This is a genomic window from Micromonospora sp. NPDC051141, from assembly GCF_044455765.1.
GTDB lineage: Bacteria > Actinomycetota > Actinomycetes > Mycobacteriales > Micromonosporaceae > Micromonospora.
Genome location: NZ_JBITFD010000014.1, coordinates 158,993 through 176,846 on the forward strand (window position 1 = coordinate 158,993; position 17,854 = coordinate 176,846).

Consider the following 17,854-nt stretch of genomic DNA (forward strand, 5'->3'; position numbering starts at 1 on the left):
TCTCCCACACGCAAAAATTAGCCGCGTAGGCGCCTTATCCGGAGGTTTCGGTCATCCTGTCGGCGAGTCCGATTGCGTCGCATCGGATCACGCCCATACAGCAACGGCAGAAAGTGGATCGAGTCCGGACCGCGTTCGTCGATCCCCGCATGATTGTTGCTGATGATGACCGGCGGCAGGCGGAACTAAGTTGGTTGCACGGTCGGATCGGTCGAGGGCTTCGCCCGGTGGCGGCGCGTCGGTGGCTGCCGCCCGGCGCAGCATTAGCTTCGAGTAAGAGGTGGCTGATCGACCACCACGAGCCCGTTGAGACAGGCGGGCACGGACGAGTTCATTTCGCTCGGGCGGTGGTGTCGGGGCCGAGGTGGCATCGGAGTGCCTCGGCTTCGTCCCTGCTGACGCCGGTGGCCTGGATGGTGTTGACGGCGATGATGCTGATGTCGTTCGCAACGTTGACGCCGTTGATGTCGAGTTTCTCGTTGAGGGCTTCCTGCGCCCACTTCACGGCCTTCAGTGCGGACTCTTGCGACTGGGAAGGCTTACCTGAGGTGGGCGACCATTCGATGGCGACGTGGCGAACGGAGTCCGCGAGGCAGTGGATTGCCTGCGGCAGAGAAGGGGGTACGGCCTCGTCGCGTCTCAGAGCGGCTTCCATGTTGAGGGCGAGGTCTCGGCTCTGGAGGAGGGACCGGAGCATCAGTTCGCTGCCATGTCGCCAGCCTTCGACGGAGTTGTGGTTGTGCCAGCGCAGGGGCGAGAGCCGGACGACCTCGACAGCCGCCGACAAGGCTGTCTGCAGATCTGAGGTGTCGAGGTTGCGCAGTGCGTCCAATGCCTGCTGCGCGGTGCCCGGATCACGATTGGCGCCGGCGTCGGCTACTCGATCGATCTGCTCGGCGATTCGCCGCAGGAGAGGCCGTCCCGCCCGGCGGATGCGATGGATCGGGTGAAGGGGCAACACGATCAGGGACACCAGCAGGCCGACCGTTCCCCCGACCACGCCATCGACGAGTCGGGGCACTGCGAGGCTGGTGCTGGCGGGCGACAGCACGGCCAGCACCATCGCGCTGCCGCCGACCTGGGTGATGAACGACCCCTCGCCGCTGAACAGCATCGCCAGCAAGATCGACACCGCCACGATCAGCCCGATCTGGATGTGCCCCCTGCCCACCCAGGACACCAGCAGGTCACCGAGGGTGATGCCCACGGCCACGCCGGCGATGAGGAACACGGTGCGCCGGAGCCGCTGTCCCACCGAGCTCGCGATCGTTCCGACGGCCACCGCCGGGGCGAAGAGGGGCTGCCGGTTGTCGAGCAGGTCATTGGCCACCCACCAGGATGCTGCCGCGGCGACTCCCGCCTGCACGGCGATCAACAGACTCAATCGCAACCGAATGAGGCGCGCCCTGACCCTGTCTCCGCCGCTACGCCGAACTGACGACCACACCTCGTGAACAGCCGGTGAGCCTCCTGCCGAAGCTTCACCTTGAGGTCCACGGCCCATGGCTCGAACCTAACCAACGGTTGGCCCGGCGGCGCGGCAATCGAGATGAAGTGTTACCGGAGAGTCGTGGCGCGTCGGGAACGACGGCCCCAGCCACCTCCGCCGTCGTCGTTGAACCCAGGCGACGGCGGAAGCCGTGGCGCTTAGGTGCGGCCCGACGAGCGGGATCGGCGGCACCAGGAATAGCGCATGACGCTCAGCCCAACCGGTGATGCTCGGATCGCTGGCTCATCCCGCCGCCATCAGTGTCTCGCGGCACATCTCGACGCGTTCGGGATGAATGGCTCCATGTAGAGGGTAAAGCGGCACGCTGATGCATTGCTGACCGATCTCGGAGGCGCAGATCGGGCACAGGAGGAACAGCCCCGTCCCCGGCTTCTGGAAACCCTGTCCGACCATCGCCTCCACAATCTTGCGCATGGGTCGGTGGACGAGGCGCGGGTCGTCTGGCGCCCGGAATGCCAGCGGCATCCTGGCGGGGACGGGCGGCGGCACCCGTGATTGGTGCCGGGAGCGCGCCGGAGACCGGTCGCCTGTTCCCGGTGCGGCCCGGCAGGTGCGTGATGCGCAGTTCGACAGCGCCGGAAATGGGGGTCGCCGCTACGACCTGCTGCGGGCTCGCATCGGACAACAGCTACCGTGGGTCGCCGTGCACGGCATCACCACCCACCGGCTGCGCCACACCACCCTCACCTGGGTGGAGCGCCGCTTCGGCTACGGCGTGGCCCGTGCCTACGCCGGGCACACCGATCGCCGGGGACCGGCCACCACCACCTACATCAAGGCCGACCTGCCCGCCGTCGCCACCGCACTCGTGGCCCTCACCGCTCAGCCGCACCCACTGGTGCCCGCAATGGAGCACCTGACGCGATCCAGGGCGCCGACAGGTGGCATTTGCTGAAGAACCTCAGCGATACTGTCGAGAAGGTCGTCCTCGGGCACCGCCGATGCCTACGCACCCACGCCCGAACCAACATCTGCCCTGGCCGCGCCAGCCGACGAGCCGACGGACTGTCGATCAGCGCGCCCGCCCGCCACCTCGACATGAACGTCAGAACCGTCCGCAAGTACGCCCACGCCGCCACCGCCGAGGCGTTGATCGGCCCGCACGCCAGTAGCCGACCCAGCGTCGTCACCCGTTCCACTACTATCTGCGGCAACGCCTTACCGACGGCATCCACCAGACTGCTGACCTGCACGCCGAGATCCTGACCCGCGGCTATCAGCGCAGCGTGCGGGTGCTCCGGGACTGGCTCACCATCAACCGCGCCCGACCCGCCCCTGTGACCGCAGTCCGGGTGCCGTCGGTCCGGCGGATCACCGCCTGGATCATGCGACCCGGCCACAAACTCACCGACGACGAACACGCCGATCTCGCTGATGCCCGCCGCCGCTGTCCGGACCTTGACACCGTGGCCGGCCTCGCCCGCGGGTTCGCCGCGCTGGTCCGCCACCAAGGCACCGGGCAGCACCTAGACGCCTGGATCGACCGAGCCCGCCATGCCGGATACCCCGAGATCCGCGGCTTCGCCGCCGGTCTCCCCGGCGACCGCGACGCCGTCGTCGCCGGCTGCCGTTCCTTTCTCGCTCGGGGTCGCAATGGTGACAGGACGTGTTCGGCCGTTCACCTACGCTCTGGTCAATGCCCGCGGTGGAGGTCACAGCGGGGCCGGCAGGAGGAGTGTGGGCAGTGCAGGCAGAGCGTACGGCGGGGCAGTTGCGCTACGACCAGACAGTGACGATCAAGGCGCTGCCGCGGCCGACGGTGGAGCCGACCCGGCCGACCGACAGCGAGAACCGGGTCTGCGGCGATGACCTGGTCTCGGCGTTGGACCGGCAGGTGTACAAGACGCCGCTGTTCATGATCGAGACCTGGGCGCGGGGGCAGCAGGAGGCTTTCGGTCAGCAAGGCCCGGCGATCGCGATCGAGAAGTCGTACCGAAAGTGGGAAGGCACCGCGCACCTGGAGATCGAGTCGCCGGCGCTGCTGTCGAACGAGGGCCTGAAGCTGCACTTCAGCGTGACGGGCAACCCGCGGTACATGGCTCAGCCTCACGACCTGGTCCCGATCTACCTGGAGACGCCGACCGCGGACACGAAGAAGCCGGGCGAGCGGCAGCTGTTGGTGGTGGTGATCGAGCCGACGTGGGACTACAACCACTGGGAGATCCGGGTCGAGTACACGCTGCAGCAGTTGGCCACGATTCTCAAGATCAATCCGAGTGGCCCGGTTACCGCTCACACGATCATTCAGCGGTACCGCGAGCTGGGCCTGCGTGCGCAGTGGCTCGGCGTGGCCGACCAGCAGCAGGTCCAGGTCAACGGGGTGCGCCACGAGAGCGGCGGGCTGGATCAGAAGGGGGGCTCCGGCAAGCTGCGGCTGGTCCCGTACACCCTGCTGGAACTGGCCGGCACCGAGAACCGGCGCAACACGTCCTGGAACATGAGCGAGAAGCTCAACACCAGCCGCCCGGTGTTCAACACCTTCCAGGAGATCCTGCAGGGCGGCAAGGAGATGATGACCACCCTGGAGTGCGAGGCGGAGTACAGGCTCGCCAGCGAGGGCGACCTCGACCAGGTCATCGTCGCCATGAACAAGCTGCACGACGACAGCGAGATGCAGAAGCGGCTGGGCATCCTCAAGATGACCGGTGAGCAGAAGGTGTACGAGGACACCTACTTCGACCTGCCCACTCCATACGATCTGCTGGCCAACCGGATCGTGCTGCGCCGACGGCACCGCAGCAGCGACGCCGGGGGCACGTACCTGTTCGCGCTCAAGGGCAAGACACACCAGGACGGCGAGGGCCGACGGCTGCGCCTGGCGGCGCAGTGCCAGTTGAAGACCACCGCCCTGACGACCACGACCGGTCAGGCGCTGCTGCGGCGGCTCCTCACGGACGACTCGGCCGACAACGCGGTGGGCCGTACGATGCTGCACGCGCTGGACCACGTCAAGCCCGTGATCAACCGCCTGAAGCAGGAGGACGTCGTCCCGGCGTTGACGGTCGTGTCGAACCGGGACACGTTCACGATGACGCTGGCCAACGGCACGCAGATCGACTTCAGCGCGGACAAGGCCACCGGCCAGGTCGGCGACGGGCGTTCGGCGACCGTGTACAGCTTCGAGTTCGGGGTGGGCCATCCGGCCCTGACCCAGGCCGCGACGACCGGAGGCCCGACCACCGGAGGGGACGGCGAGACGACCAAGAAGGTCTCGGTCAAGGACAAGATCGGCCAGTTCGAGGGCGCCGCGCCGCAGATCGTGCGGCCGTACCACGTGCCCGCCGACCTGGTGAACCCGGCGGTGTTCACGCAGCCCGACTACCAGCAGTTCGTCAACCTGCTGCACGCCGTCGTCACCGAGGTGTTCCAGCTCGACATCAGGCGTCTCGAACTGGGCGGTAACAAGGCCCACGACCTTGCGAAGCTTCTCGGTCTCATCTGACTCCTGAATCGACACCACCGCGGACGTGTGACCGAGCGTGCTACCTACAGCCCACCACGAGGCCGCCACGCGGGGTTGACGCTGCCTGCCCTGAGCGGCTGGTGCCGACCTCGTGGCGGCGAGGCGGGTCGGGGTCCTCTCCAGCACTGGACATGTGGGAATCATGGTTGTGGTGATGGCATGCAGTTCCGGGTGCCAAGTCCGCTGTAAATCCTTCGGGACGGGCGAGTGGTGCCCGTCAGAGGGCCGAAGCAGCAGGCGCTGCTGGCCCTGTTCCTGCTGCGACCCAACCGGTTCGCCGCCGTCGACTGGCTGGTTGAGGCGCTGCGGGACGGGCCACCGCCGGTCTGCGCGTCGCTTCCGGAGTCGCGCGACAGGGCGTCCCGGCCGCGGGAGGAACCGGCGTGCGGACGTTCTACCGAGGTGCCTCGGCGGCGGCCTGGACGAAGGCGCGTACCAGCGGGGTGTTCCCGCTGGTACGCCACACCGGCGCGGAGCGCATCACCGGTGCGTCGGTGATGGGCAGGAAGACGATGTCGTCCCGCTGCCGGGTGGACGCCACATCCGATCCGACCGGTGACACGATGCTGCCGCCGGCGATCGCCCGGAAGGCTTCCTCCAGCGTGAGGATGCCCAGTCCGCGCCGGACGGGTCGGCCGGTAGGTGTGGTGGACGGGGTGTGCGCCTCCCAGATGTAGTCCGGGATGGGTCCTTCGGGGTAGACGACCGGATGGTCGCCGAGATCCTCCAGTTCGGCCCGGCCCCGTTCGGCCAACGGGTGGCCCGCGGCGACCGCCAGGACCAGTTCCTCGCGGTGCAGGACCGGCCCGACCGTGAGGTCGGGTTCGCGGACGGGTAGCCAGAGGATCCCGATGTCGACCGCGCCGGACCGCAGTGGTCCGAGCGGGTCGATCGGCAGGATTTCGCGTAGGCGCAGCTCACTCTGCGGGTGCCGCTGTCGGAACAGGTCGAGGATCGCCTCGACGAGGTCTTTTTCGCCCTCACGGGCCACACCACTGAGGTGGACGCGAGTTGAGTGCCCCGTCGCATTCGCTGGTCATGCTGCGTCGCAACGTCAAACACCTGATCCGTAACCCGACGTCGGTGTTCTACGCCGTCCTGATGCCGATCATCATCATGCTGATGTTCGTCTACATGTTCGGCGGCGCCTTCGACTACATCGATTACGCGACGCCTGGCCTGATCCTGCTGGCGGTCTGCTACGGGCTGGGCGGTACCGCGACGGCGGTGAACTCCGACATGACCAAGGGCATCATCAACCGGTTCAAGGCTATGGACGTGTCCCGCGGTGCGGTGCTGACCGGCCACGTCGTCGCCAGCGTGCTGACCAACATGATCGCCATCGCGGCGCTCGTCGCGGTGGCCCTTCTGCTGGGTTTCGACCCGACGGCGAACGTGACCGACTGGCTCGCGGTGGGTGGCGTCGCGCTGCTGCTGGCGATCGCGGCCGGCTGGTTCACCGTCGCGCTGGGCCTGTTCGCGAAGTCGCCGGAGACGGCGGGTATGGCCGCCGTCCCGCTGGTGATGCTGCCGTTCTTCAGCAGCGCCATCGTGCCGGCCGACAAGATGGGCCCGGGCCTGCGGCAGTTCGCCCCTTCACACCGATCATCGAAACCATCCACGGGCTGCTCGACAGCTCGCCCGACACCACCGACGCGGCGATCGCCGTCTCCTGGTGCGTGGTGATCACGGTCGTCGGCTACCTGTGGGCGCGCTCCAGCTTCATGAAGCGCGCATAGGAACGACAACCCCGCCGGGGGCGGCCCGCGACCTGCGGGCCGCCCCCGGCGTCGCCGCTACCGGTTGCCGTTGACGACCGGAGGGACCAGGCCGACGTACGTCAGGGCGGCCCGGCCGCCGACCACCGCGACGTCCAGCGTGCAGGCGTCGAGCCACTCCTGGCGGACCCGGTACTGCAGGCAGGTGGCCTCCGCCCGCTTGCGGAGGTCCTCGTTGAGGTCGCGGGCGAAGAACGGCGCGGACGGGTTGCCCGAAGCGACCGCGCCGCAGGATGCCAGCAGGGTCCGGGTCGGAGTGACCCGCCAACTGGCGCCGAAGCGCTGGTAGAGGTCGTCGAAGGTGAGCGGGACGGCGAACTGGGTGCCGTCCTTGGCGGCGAGGCGCCTGGGGTCGCCGTCAGGGTTGCCGAGCAGGCCGACCACCGGGGTCGGATAGGTACCAAGGCCGACGGACACGTCGATGTAGCCGCTGTTGACCGTCACCCGGATGTTGTTGCCGCCGGCGTCCGTCACCACGTAGACGTTGCCGATCCGGTGGATGTCCACGCCGGATGGCAGATGCAGGGCGCCGTCGGACGGAAGGTCCCTGGTCCGGCCGTCCACCACGAGGCTCTTGCCGTCGCACAGGGCCACCTTGGTGCTGCCCATCCGCGCGGCGACCGAGCGGTCGACCGAGGCGTTGGGCCAGGTCGGTGCGCCGGACGCCTTGCGGGTCTGCACCTCGAAGCCGCTGCCGGCCTGCGCCTCGACGAAGTCGCCGGAGGCCTGGAAGTCGTACAGCAGGCCGGCGAACGTGTGCTGGTGGGTGTCGCCGATGACGGAGGCCGCCGCGCAGTTGGTGGCCGCGCCGCCGGCGGTGTTCTCCACGAAGATGACCGCGGGGCCGGGCGCGGTGGCGGCCGGCGCGGGTGAGCCGAAGTTGAGGTTGTTGGTCTCGCCGGTGAAGCCCTGGGCCGCGCAGATGGGCGCCGCCGTGCCCCCGTAGGTGATTCTCGTGCGGACGTTGAGCGACGCGCCGGCGTTGAAGGTGGCCGCGCCTCCGCCGTCGCTGTTGCCGCCGTAGCCGAACACGTTGAACTCCGACGTGGTCCAGCCGGCCGCCGCGTTGACCGAGTTGGAGCCCGCCGCGGTGTATGCGGTCGAGCCGACGAACAGGGTGGCGCTGTCACTGGTCGCGCTGACCGTGCCGGTGAGCCGCAGCGCGCCCAGGTTGGTGATCGGCTGATGGGGTACGGCGGTCGCGCCAGGGCTGTTGCGGTAGCAGTAGATGTCCGGGTCGCCGGTGAACGAGAACTGGGTCCAGCCGCCGGCCGGGCAGGCCGCGTTGTACTGCAGCAGCCAGTACTGGATGAACACCTGGCCGCTGGAGCCGTTGTTGGCGTAGACGAACTGCTCCCAGCCCCGGCACCCGAGGTTGGGTGATCCGGCACAGGCCGTGCTGGTGAAGAAGTCGGTGTTGATCTGGAGGGTGTAGGCGTCGGCGACGGGCGGCCCGGCGTTGGCGATGGGCGAGCTCTCGCTCGTCACGTTCACGATGTTCTCGAACGTGCCGGACGACTCGGAGATGAATCCACTCGGCGCCTGGGCGGAGATGTCGTTGCCGTTGCCCACCACCAGCGGGCGGATGCTGCGCCTGGGGGTCATGGGGATCGCCGGCGCGGCGACGCAGTCGGACTTCTGCCAGGCCAGTCGGGGGTAGCCGGCGGTGAAGCAGCCCTTCGCCGACGGGTGCGGGACGTTCGTAATCTCCGCCTGCCACGCCCTGAGGTTCGTGGCGGAGGGCGCCGCGTACGCAGTGGCGGCGGAACCGCCCACCGCGACCAGCAACGCCAGCGTCGAGATGCAGGTCAACCTGCGGGTCGCCCCGCGTGTTCGCGCGAAAAGCCCCATCGCCGATCCCCTCGTCAGCCGGCAGTGACGTCACCGGACGCGAAAAGGCAACCATTGATGGGCGCCTGGATACGCGTAATGACGATGTTGTGACAGGCGGGAAGTGTGCACTCTGGTGATCGCGCCGGGCGCGGTCGCCTGACTGCCGTCACCGGTACACGCGCACGTGGTCGATGAGCATCCGCGGTCCACGGCCTCACGGCGCGGCGGTCACCGGCGGTGGCTCCTGGCCGCGGACGGCGAGGATCTGACCGCCGTACTCCTCCTTGGTCGCCTCGAACGCGTCGCGGAAGGCACGGAACCGCCGCGTCAACTCGGGGGCGGGAAGCGGCCCGTCCGACTCGCTGTGGAACACGCGCAGCGTCTTCTGCAGCCGGACCGCCTCCTGGTGCCCGAGCAGCGACTGCTCCCAGTCCCGCAGAAGCTGCTGCCCGAGCTGCCCGGCGGCGGCCACGAACCCGAGCACCGCCGGCACCCAGGTCGGTGCCGCGACCGCGAGCGCCAATGGGACCGCCAGCGCTGACAGCCCGGACGTGAACGCCAGGCTCCGGTGCCGGATCGCCCGGACACGGGCCGTGCGCACGACCCACGCGATGTGACCCTGCGCCCAGTCCAGGTAGTCGCGTTCGGCGCGGCTCAGCTCTCCCGGCGGTTCGTAGCGCCGGAACGCGCGCGGATCGGGGCGGCTTTCCTCGGTCAGCAGGGTGCGAACCACGGTCAGGACCGCCGCCAGGGTCAGCAGCGGCACGGCCCGCCTCGGTCGCGGCATGCGCACCTCCAGACATTCCACCCTGCAAGGTAGGACACGCTCGCCATCGACCCACGTCCCCGTGTCGTACGGTGGATCGATGCGCATCCGGCGGGCCTGCCTGACGCGGCGCGAGGTCAGCGAGCGGCTCAGCCACAGCACCCGGACCTGCCTCGTCATGGTGCCCGAGAACGTGCCGCCCTGGGGCGCGTGGCCGTCCTCCGATGACATGTGCTCCTCCGTGGCTCCGGCCGACGATTCGGACCTTGCGGCTTGGACCGAATGGGTCTCGGGCAAGCTGTACGACGTTGTCGGCATGCCCCCGGGTGCGCCCCTGACACCCGGTAGTCCGCGGGTACGCCGGCGGGCGCTCCGATGGGCCGCCGTGCCGGCTCGTACGTACCGTTTCGCGACGCCGACGTCCCGCAACGCGGTGCTGGCGACCTCACCTCGTTCTCCCTAGCCGTCCTCCGCCAGATCGATCCCGTCCTGGATGACTGACGACACGCGCGAGCAGCGGCTGCGGGCTCCGGGGCAGGCCGAGGCGAGCGTCGGCCGGTGAGCAGCGGAACCGCCGATCAGGCGACGCAGGCCGTCGCGCCGCGTCCCGTGATCCTCACGCCACCTGGGTACGCCAGGTGCGTGACGGGTCGCTGTCGCACGTGTACTGGACGATGGCGACGTTGAGGCCGGTCGAGCCGCCGGCCGGCGAGAGGCAGAGGTTGCTGAGCACGTTCTGGAAGCGGGTGTTGCCGGCGCCGTCGGTCAGCAGCCGCCACGCTCGCGCCGGATTGCTGTCGCAGTAGAACTGGACGACGACGGTGTTCAAGGTGTCGACGCCGCCGGCCGGGGACAGGCAGAAGCCGCTGTTCATGTTCTCCAGGAAGAACGTGGTGGTGCTCTTGCCGATCGGGCGGATGTTCCACAGGCGTGAGGGTGCGCGGTCGCAGTAGTACTGCACGGCGGCGGCGTTGGCGGTCGTGCTGGCACCGGCTAAGGTCAGGCACAGGCCGCCGGCATTGGCGTTGGACACCGCCTTGGCGGCGACGGTGTCCCAGGCGCGGGTCGGGTCGTCGTCGCAGGTGAACTGCACGGTGGCGACGTTGAGGCCGGGATCGCCACCGGCCGGGGACAGGCAGAGTTGACTGGCGAGGTTACGCAGCGCGTAGTGGCCGCCCTTGGGCAGGAAGGTTCACAGCCGTGACCGGTTCAGGTCACAGGCGGATTGCACGACCACGACGTTGAGGCCGTTGCTGCCGCCGGCCGGTGAGAGGCACAGGTGTGTGTAGACGTTGCGGATCTGGTACGAGAACGTCTCCTGATTGAGGACGAACTGCCAGTTGCGCGGGTTGTAGCCCTCGCAGGCGTACTGAACGATCGTGGTGCCCGACGCGGTGCTCGAGCCGGCGGGCGTGAGGCAGAGTCGGGTGCCGACGTTCTGGATCTTCAGGACCGGCGGTGGCGGTTCCTCCGCGGCGGCTGGCGCGGCGACCAACATGAAGCCCAGCAGGGCGAGCACGGTGGTCACGGACAGGATGCGGCGACTACGACGACTATCGGGCATGGTCGGCCCCCCTTCGGTGACTCCGCATGCTAGAGCCCTCTATCCACCTCGACGGCGGGTGCGGCGTGGGCGGTGCGGGTAAGGCGCTGCCGTTCGCTGGCCACGCACTCGTCGCCTGCCTGGTCGCCGTCGTCCTGCCCGTTCGCCGGGACCTCACCTGATCGCCCCCGCACCTCGGCCCGGACCGGAGGAGGGCGCTGTCAGCAGGCCGCGCGTTGGCCCGAGTGGTGGGTGCCGATCCGGCCGACCACGGTCAGGTCGGTGAGAGCGGTGTTCGCCGCGCGTGCCACGTAGCACGAGTACCGGTGCTGGTTGATGACTTCCAGGTGGATGTGCGCCCCGCTGTCGCCGTTGACCTGGTAGCAGCTGGAGTACCGGAACCTGCCGGTCTCGCCGAGCTTGGTCCACGGTCCGACGGAGGCGCCGACGACGATGCCGCCGGACTTGTTGTTCACGTGCATCACATCCGCCCGGCCGATGATCTCGCCGGTCGTGGTGTCCCGCGCCTCGAGCCCGATCCGGTAGCCGCCGTCGGCGAGGTTTCCGGTCGCGCAGCCCGCGCGGACAGTCACCACGGTGACCGCGACCGGGTGCCCGGCCGCGGTCTTGGTGCCGAAGGGTGAGACGACGGTGGCCCCGGGGGCGCGGTAGATGTCCACCGCCCAGTCGTTGGTGTAACCCCAGTTCCCGAACACGATGTGATGGCCGGCCGGACCGGACACGCCGAACCGGTCCCAGGTGGACGAGCCCTGGATCGGCGGGTAGACCCCGATCGTGTCGGCCGTGGCGTGCGCGCCGGCCGGGGCCGCCGGCGCGGCGGCGGCACCCAGGGCGAGCGCGAGCGCGCCGAGCGTACGGGCGAGACGGGACCTCATCGTGCCTCCGGAGGGGTGTGCGACGCTGCGTGTCGACCAGTCGATGGACAAACTTGAATGAGGGTATTGCCTCCGAATGCGCGTCGGGAGGGGCCGACCTCATAAACAGTTTTGAACCGGCACATCATTGACAGCTGTTAACCGACCTGTCGCCGCCGGCACATCCACTCCTACCTTTCCGACACAGCCCTCCGGGTCTCCCCGTCGCCGGGACGCGACACCCGGAGTCGGCATGAGGAGGAGATCACCCGTGTCGCTACGACTCGCCGCCGCCGGTCTCACGCTGGGCGTGGCACTGGCCGGCATCGTCGGCATCGGCGGACCGGCCCAGGCCGATCCGACCGGTGTCGTCCGGAACGCGGACAGTCCGACCGCGGTGGCCGGCCGCTACATCGTGACTCTGAAGGACACCGGGCTCGCCCGCGCGGTGCTCGACGACCGCGCCCGAGAGCTGACCGGTCGCTTCGGTGCCCGGACCCGCCACGTGTACGGGTCCGCGCTGACCGGCTTCTCGGCCGAGATGCCTGCGCGCCAGGCCGCGCGCCTGGCCGCCGATCCGGCCGTCGCCGCTGTCGAACAGGTGCAACGCGTCCAGGTGTCGGACACCCAGACCAATCCGCCGAACTGGGGCGACGACCGGATCGACCAGCGGAGCCTGCCGTTGGACCGGTCGTTCACCTACCCGTCCGGGGCCGGGCAGGGCGTCACCGTCTACGTCCTGGACACCGGCATCAACGCCAACCACACCGAGTTCACCGGCCGGGTCCGCCAGGGCACCGACGTCGTCGACGGCGACAGCACGCCGCAGGACTGCCACGGGCACGGTACGCACGTGGCCGGCACGGCGGTGGGCAGCACGTACGGCGTCGCGAAGAAGGCGGCGGTGGTGTCGGTGCGGGTGCTCAACTGCCAGGGCACCGGCACCAACGACGATCTGATCGCCGGGATCAACTGGGTTCGTGCCAACGCGCAGAGGCCGGCGGTGGCCAACTACAGCATCGGCTGTGGCAGCCGGTGCTCCAGCCAGGCGATGGACAGCGCCGTCACCAGCCTGATCGGATCCGGCGTGCAGTTCGTGCAGGCGGCCGGAAACTCGTCCGACGACGCCTGCTACTACAGCCCGCAGGCGGTCGCGGCGGCCGTCACCGTCGGCAACAGCACCAGCTCCGACGGGCGCAACAGCAGCAGCAACTACGGCTCCTGCCTCGACCTGTTCGCCCCCGGCACCAGCATCGTCTCCGCCTCGTACGCCAGCAACACCGGCAGCGCGACGATGACCGGGACCTCGATGGCCTCGCCGCACGTGGCCGGTGCCGCCGCGCTCTACCTGGGTGCCAACCCGTCCGCCACGCCCGCGCAGGTGCGGGCCGCACTGGTGGACAACGGTACCACCGGCAAGATCACCAGTGCGGGCAGCGGATCGCCGAACGTGCTGCTCTACACCGGCTTCGTCGGCGGCACCGACCCCGCGCCTGATGCCCCGACGGTGACCGGGCCGGGTGACCAGACCTCCGGGCTCGGGCAGGCGGTCGACCTCCAGCTGCGCGGCAGCGGCGGCACCACGCCGTACACGTGGAGCGCCTCCGGCCTGCCGGCAGGGCTGGCGATCGGCGCCTCGACCGGCCGGATCACCGGCGCCGCCACGGCGGCGGGCACCACGACGGTGACGGTGACGCTCACCGACGCCGCGTCGCGCTCCGCGACCGCCACCTTCCGCTGGACGGTGACCGGCGGTGGCGGCTGCACGTCGGCCCAGGTGGTCGGCAACCCGGGCTTCGAGAACGGCGCCACGCCCTGGACGGCCACGGCGAACGTGATCGGCACGTGGGCGGCGCAGCCGGCCCGCTCCGGCAGCCGCAACGCCTGGTTGAACGGCGGCGGCGCGGTGCAGACCGACACCGTCACGCAGCAGGTGGCGATCCCGGCCGGGTGCACGACCGCGACCCTGCGCTTCTGGGTCCGGATCACCACCGCGGAGTACGAGAACCTGGCGTACGACACGTTGACCGTCAGCTACGGCGGTGCCACCGTGGCTCGTTACTCCAACCTCGACCGCACCGGTGGGTATGTGGAGAAGGTGATCGACCTCAGCGGATACGTCGGCCGGACTGCCGCGCTGACGTTCACCGGCGTCGAGGACTGGTCGTACCAGACCAGCTTTGCGCTCGACGACGTGACGGTCACCGTCGGCTGATCGGTGCCGTGGTGGGAGTGGGCGGTGGAGCAGGGCCGCTCACTCCCACTCCCACCGCATACCGACGATCCCGGGCGGAATGTCGGAGGCGATCAGGTGAGCGCCGTGGGTGGAGCCGATCCACGCCTCCCAGACGCCCTGGTCGGGCGCGTCGAGCCCGCGACGCTCGAACCGGTGGCAGCGGGCCGGTACGGCGTCGTGGTCGAACTGCACCTGAAGCACGTACTCGCCGACCGGCGTCGAGAAGGCCCGGTAGTAGTTGTCGGTGGGGCGCTGCGAGTCGCTGAGGAACTCGTACTCGAGGACGACCGAGTCGCCCCGGGCCAGCATGCGGTCGAAGACGATCTCCGCGACCAGGATTCCGGACCCGGGATCGGAGCGGACCCGGCCGATCCGGCAGTTGCGTACCGCGTTGATCCGGGTCGTCGCGGACGGGTCGTCGGTGCGGAAGATGCCCACCGTCCGTGACACCCGGTCGGTGTTGGCCCGCAGTACCTGGCGACAGACGAGGCTGATCTCCTGACGACGGACGCCGACCTGGTAGAGATCGTGCAGGCTGAGTCGGGTCAGCTCGTGGTAGTGCCAGCGGTCGACCTCGGCGATCATCCTGGCCAGCCCGGTACGGTCGTGGAACAGCCGGTCGATCTCGATGGTTCCGGGCGGCTGACTCAACCACCGGCCGCGCGGGCGTCGCGGTCCGAGCTGCACGATCAGCGACTCTGACGGCAGGTCGAGGATCTTCTCCAGCAGCCGCACCGCCCGGATGGAGTCCGGACGTTCGGGCCGGCTGCGACCACGCCGCCAGTAGCTCAATGTGGTGAGGCTGACGCCGACTCCCGCCGCCGACAACCGTTCCTGGATCTCCTCCAACTTCAGCCCGCGATCCTCGATGGCCAGGTGGAGCGCCGCCGAGAATGGCCCGGTCCGCAGCGCGTGCGCCAGGTCCCGGCCCAACTCCGCACGGGGCCTGTCCATGGTGGCGAGTATCGCTACGCCGGGCCCGACGCGCCACCTCGGCGGTCGGCCCGGGTGGGCTCGCTCCGCTCGCGGCCGACAAGTGGCTGACAGCTCAGGCTGACCGGCGGCCCAAGAACCCCGCCTAGCGTGGCCCGCATCCGCCCAATGCGATGAGCAGGCGTCGGTGGGGTGCTTCAAGTCACGCCGCGCGCACTGACGCCTGTCGACGCCCTCGAGGTACGACACCGCCTGGCTGCGACAACCGTTCGTCGGCGGCGGTAGCTGCGGAGGAGTGGCGCCCTGACCACGCGCTGCCTCAGTCGGTCGGTATCGCAGGACTGAACAGGCCGGCGCCTCGCACACGCGACGCCGGCCTGTTCAGCGCGGCCCGCCACACGCAGCCGGACCCCCTCCGGCCGGGCGAGCCCTGTACCCCTTCGATCGGTATACCGAGAATTGGTCGCGTTAGGTTACGGCCTCTGGTTCAGGAATTACCGAGCGCGTATCTGCCTGATCGGGAGCCGTTCCAGGGCCGGCCCAGCGTTTGGCCGGGTTCGACATCTGCTGGGCTGCACGACGATGTCGACCTCCCGGATGGCGGCGTCGAGCACGACTCGCGGCACCACCCGCCCCCAACTCCCACTCCCGATCGCGACCGGTAAGGATCCATACCATGACCGCTTCACGACCTTTGGCCCTGGTGACCGGCGCATCCGCCGGCATCGGCTACGCCCTCGCCCAGCAGGCCGCCCGACACGGGCACGACGTCATCATCACCGGGGCCAGCGGACGCGTGCACGACTCCGCCACCCGCCTCGCCGCGGATACCGGCGTCCAGGTCACCGCAGTGCAGTCCGACCTGCGTACCGCCGAGGGCGTCGATCAGGTCTGGAACGCCGTCACCGCTACCGGCCGGCCCTTGGCGATCGCCATGCTCAACGCGGGCGTCAGCCTCGGCGGTGCCGCGTTCGTCGACACTGACCTCGCCGACGAACTCGACGAGATCAACCTGAATGTCGTGTCCCAGGTCAGACTCGCCAAACCGATCGCTCGACACATGATTGCCAACCGTGCGGGCCGGATCCTGTTCACCAGTTCTCTGTCCGCGACCACGCCCACCCCGTTCGAGACGGTGTACGGCCCGACCCGCGCATTCGTGTACTCCTTCGCCCAGGGACTACGCCAGGAACTTCTCGGCACCGGAGTCACTGTCACCGCGCTGCTGCCCGGCGCCACCGCCACCGAGTTCCACGCCCGGGCCGGGATGGGCGGCACCCGGTTCGGCGACAACTCGTGGAAGAACGACCCTCAGGTCGTCGCGGTCAAAGGGTTCGCCGGCCTGATGGCCGGCCGCGACCACGTCATCGGCGGCGACCGCGCTACCTGGCGTGCCGCAATCCGCCAGCGGATCCTGCCCGAACGGATCAAGGCAGCGCAGTTCGCGAAAGCGTCGCGCCCCCGCTGTTCGCAGTAGGCCCTTGACCTCGGCGCGAGCGGCGTTCTAGCTTCCTGGAGATCAGGAAAGTTTGTTCACTGTTTCGCTTCGTCAACCGCCCGGGAGGGCACATGCGCGGAACGATCCCCCGCCGGCTCGCCACCTTCGTCACCGCTCTGACCGTCCTCGCCGTCGGCGTCCCGGTCGCCGCCGTGCAGGCCTCGCCGTCCAGGGTGGCCCATCGGGACGGGTTTCATCGGGTCGGCTACTTCACCCAGTGGGGCATCTACGGCCGGGCCTTCCCGGTCAAGAAGCTCGACACCTCCGGGGCCGCCGCGAGGCTGACCCACATCAACTACGCCTTCGGCGACGTCACCGCCGACGGGCTCTGCGCCTCCGGCGACGCCTGGGCGGACTACCAGCGCCCGGTGTCGGCCGAGGAGAGTGTCGACGGGATCGCCGACGCGGCCGGTGACTCGCTGAACGGCAACTTCGACCAACTGCGCAAGCTCAAGGCCAAACACCCGGGCCTGCGGGTGCTTCTCTCGCTCGGCGGCTGGAGTTGGCCGACGTACTTCTCCGACGCGGCTCTCACTCCGGAGTCCCGGCGGACCTTCGTCACCTCCTGTGTGGACCGGTTCCTCAAGGGCAACCTGCCGGTGGTCGGTGAGGTCGGCGGTGCCGGCTCGGCCGCCGGTGTCTTCGACGGCATCGACCTGGACTGGGAGTGGCCCGGCTCGGCGGGTGAGCCCGGCAACATCGTCCGCCCGGAGGACAAGCAGAACTTCACCGCGCTGGTCGCCGAGTTCCGCCGCCAGCTTGACGGCTACGGTCGGGTCACCCGCAGGCACTACGAGCTGACCGCGTTCCTCCCGGCCAACCCGGCCGCCATGGACGCCGGCTTCGAGGCCAGGAAAATCTTCAAGGATCTCGACTTCGCCACCGTCCAGGGCTACGACTTTCACGGCACCTGGGAGTCGGTGACCAACCAGCACTCGGCGCTGCGCCGGTCAGCCGCCGCCCCGGACAACCCGGACTTCACCATCGAACGAGCCATCGACGGTTGGCTCGACCGGGGCGCGCCGCGCGGCAAGCTGGTGCTCGGCATCCCGTACTACGGCCAGGGCTGGACCGGCGTGACCGGCGGCGGCAACGGCCTGTTCAAGCCGGCCACCGGCCCGGCGGCGGGCACCTGGGCACCCGGTAACGAGGACTACAAAATGTTGAAGAACCTGCCCGCGCAGGGCTACCGGGTGCACCGCGACCTGCGTACCGGGCACGCCTGGCTCTTCGACGGCACCACCTTCTGGACCTACGACGACCCGGTCACCGTGCTGCAGAAGACGCTCTACATCCGCAAGGAGCGCCTCGGCGGGGCGATGGTCTGGTCGCTCGACGGTGACGACGACCGGGCCACCCTGACCCGGACGATCGCCGCCGGTCTCCGGACCCCCTGACCCACCCGCACCAATGCGCCGC

15 protein-coding genes and 1 pseudogene are annotated in these 17,854 nt (G+C 69.3%); 7 read left to right on the forward strand and 9 right to left on the reverse strand.

Annotated features, from left to right (window positions below):
• Positions 1 to 331: 331 nt before the first annotated feature.
• Together ACIA6B_RS25100 and ACIA6B_RS25105 are read right to left on the reverse strand one after the other, a co-directional pair.
• The gene (locus ACIA6B_RS25100; RefSeq protein WP_396776865.1) at positions 332 to 1,330 is read right to left on the reverse strand and encodes an aromatic acid exporter family protein; all 999 of its coding nucleotides are present in this window, start codon (positions 1,328 to 1,330) and stop codon (positions 332 to 334) included.
• Positions 1,331 to 1,732: 402 nt separating this feature from the next.
• Positions 1,733 to 1,924, reverse strand: a complete 192-nt coding sequence (locus tag ACIA6B_RS25105; RefSeq protein WP_396776866.1) for a hypothetical protein — start codon at positions 1,922 to 1,924, stop codon at positions 1,733 to 1,735.
• A gap of 136 nt (positions 1,925 to 2,060) precedes the next feature.
• On the opposite strand from ACIA6B_RS25105, the gene ACIA6B_RS25110 reads away from it, so the two are divergent.
• Positions 2,061 to 2,405, forward strand: coding sequence for a hypothetical protein (locus ACIA6B_RS25110; RefSeq protein WP_396776868.1), 345 nt, complete (start codon positions 2,061 to 2,063; stop codon positions 2,403 to 2,405).
• A gap of 789 nt (positions 2,406 to 3,194) precedes the next feature.
• Complete coding sequence (locus ACIA6B_RS25115) at positions 3,195 to 4,952, forward strand: hypothetical protein (RefSeq protein ID WP_396776869.1); 1,758 nt, start codon at positions 3,195 to 3,197, stop codon at positions 4,950 to 4,952.
• A 415-nt stretch (positions 4,953 to 5,367) separates the two neighbouring features.
• Here the strand turns inward: ACIA6B_RS25115 and ACIA6B_RS25120 are convergent, their stop codons facing one another.
• Complete coding sequence (locus tag ACIA6B_RS25120) at positions 5,368 to 5,964, reverse strand: LysR family substrate-binding domain-containing protein (RefSeq protein WP_396776871.1); 597 nt, start codon at positions 5,962 to 5,964, stop codon at positions 5,368 to 5,370.
• 47 nt (positions 5,965 to 6,011) lie between these two features.
• Here ACIA6B_RS25120 and ACIA6B_RS25125 point away from each other — a divergent pair.
• Positions 6,012 to 6,712, forward strand: a pseudogene (locus ACIA6B_RS25125) (ABC transporter permease).
• A 57-nt stretch (positions 6,713 to 6,769) separates the two neighbouring features.
• Here ACIA6B_RS25125 and ACIA6B_RS25130 read toward each other — a convergent pair.
• The 4 genes from ACIA6B_RS25130 to ACIA6B_RS25145 all read right to left on the reverse strand — a co-directional run bounded on the left by ACIA6B_RS25130 (position 6,770) and on the right by ACIA6B_RS25145 (position 10,878).
• Positions 6,770 to 8,602: a VWD domain-containing protein gene (locus ACIA6B_RS25130; protein ID WP_396776873.1), complete on the reverse strand. Its 1,833-nt coding sequence runs from the start codon at positions 8,600 to 8,602 to the stop codon at positions 6,770 to 6,772.
• A gap of 196 nt (positions 8,603 to 8,798) precedes the next feature.
• Positions 8,799 to 9,371: a hypothetical protein gene (locus tag ACIA6B_RS25135; protein WP_396776875.1), complete on the reverse strand. Its 573-nt coding sequence runs from the start codon at positions 9,369 to 9,371 to the stop codon at positions 8,799 to 8,801.
• 595 nt (positions 9,372 to 9,966) lie between these two features.
• Positions 9,967 to 10,536: an RICIN domain-containing protein gene (locus ACIA6B_RS25140; RefSeq protein WP_396776945.1), complete on the reverse strand. Its 570-nt coding sequence runs from the start codon at positions 10,534 to 10,536 to the stop codon at positions 9,967 to 9,969.
• Between the two features lie 6 nt (positions 10,537 to 10,542).
• On the reverse strand, positions 10,543 to 10,878 hold the full coding sequence (locus ACIA6B_RS25145; protein ID WP_396776877.1) for an RICIN domain-containing protein: 336 nt from the start codon (positions 10,876 to 10,878) through the stop codon (positions 10,543 to 10,545).
• Positions 10,879 to 10,940: 62 nt separating this feature from the next.
• Between ACIA6B_RS25145 and ACIA6B_RS25150 the strand changes: the two genes are divergently transcribed.
• Entirely contained in the window at positions 10,941 to 11,075 is a 135-nt protein-coding gene (locus tag ACIA6B_RS25150) for a hypothetical protein (protein WP_396776878.1), read from the forward strand.
• A 39-nt stretch (positions 11,076 to 11,114) separates the two neighbouring features.
• Here ACIA6B_RS25150 and ACIA6B_RS25155 read toward each other — a convergent pair whose 3' ends face one another.
• On the reverse strand, positions 11,115 to 11,789 hold the full coding sequence (locus tag ACIA6B_RS25155; protein WP_396776880.1) for a hypothetical protein: 675 nt from the start codon (positions 11,787 to 11,789) through the stop codon (positions 11,115 to 11,117).
• Positions 11,790 to 12,039: 250 nt separating this feature from the next.
• On the opposite strand from ACIA6B_RS25155, the gene ACIA6B_RS25160 reads away from it, so the two are divergent.
• A complete protein-coding gene (locus ACIA6B_RS25160) occupies positions 12,040 to 13,983 on the forward strand; it encodes a S8 family serine peptidase (protein WP_396776882.1) in 1,944 nt (647 codons plus the stop codon).
• A 39-nt stretch (positions 13,984 to 14,022) separates the two neighbouring features.
• Here ACIA6B_RS25160 and ACIA6B_RS25165 read toward each other — a convergent pair whose 3' ends face one another.
• Positions 14,023 to 14,958 (reverse strand): helix-turn-helix domain-containing protein, encoded by a 936-nt coding sequence (locus ACIA6B_RS25165; RefSeq protein WP_396776884.1) that lies wholly within the window; start codon positions 14,956 to 14,958, stop codon positions 14,023 to 14,025.
• A gap of 655 nt (positions 14,959 to 15,613) precedes the next feature.
• Between ACIA6B_RS25165 and ACIA6B_RS25170 the strand changes: the two genes are divergently transcribed.
• The gene (locus ACIA6B_RS25170) at positions 15,614 to 16,414 is read left to right on the forward strand and encodes an SDR family NAD(P)-dependent oxidoreductase (RefSeq protein WP_396776885.1); all 801 of its coding nucleotides are present in this window, start codon (positions 15,614 to 15,616) and stop codon (positions 16,412 to 16,414) included.
• Positions 16,415 to 16,506: 92 nt separating this feature from the next.
• Positions 16,507 to 17,832 carry a glycoside hydrolase family 18 protein gene (locus tag ACIA6B_RS25175; protein ID WP_396776886.1) on the forward strand — a complete coding sequence of 442 codons (1,326 nt, stop codon included), beginning with the start codon at positions 16,507 to 16,509 and terminating at the stop codon, positions 17,830 to 17,832.
• Positions 17,833 to 17,854 lie beyond the last annotated feature (22 nt).